The sequence below is a fragment of the Bacillus sp. SIMBA_074 genome, assembly GCF_046534555.1.
Classification (GTDB): Bacteria; Bacillota; Bacilli; order Bacillales; family Bacillaceae_G; genus Bacillus_A; species Bacillus_A mycoides.
Genome location: NZ_JAWRYM010000173.1, coordinates 1 through 374 on the forward strand (window position 1 = coordinate 1; position 374 = coordinate 374).

The 374-nt window shown below is 67.4% G+C and carries 1 protein-coding gene; it reads left to right on the top strand.

Features of this window, described 5'->3' with window-relative positions; genetic code table 11:
* A partial coding sequence (locus SB773_RS30355; protein ID WP_486304302.1) for a hypothetical protein occupies nt 1-283 on the top strand: 283 nt, incomplete at its 5' end.
* Nucleotides 284-374: the final 91 nt, after the last annotated feature.

Below are 374 nucleotides of genomic sequence, written 5' to 3' on the forward strand. Positions count from 1 at the left end.
CGGGTCCGTCGCCGATCCCCGGATGACGATGCTCTCGTACCCGGTGCGCTGGTACCACGACATGCTGCGCGGTCTCGAGCACTTCCGGCTGCAGGACCGGCGCGATCCCCGGTTGGCGGAGGCAGTGGAACTCGTGCGCTCGAAAGCCGACGCGGAGAGCCGCTGGGTCCTGGAGAACATGCACGAGGGCTCGGTGCTCGTGGAGTTCGAGATGGAGGGCTTCCCCAGCCGCTGGATCACCCTGCGAGCACTCCGCGTGCTGCGCTGGTGGGACGCCGCCTGACCGATCGGCCGTCGAGGATCACGGCTTGACGGCAGAAAGGTCGTCGACGGACATGATCAGAGGGGAATTCGCAACGCCGCCGGACAGGTAG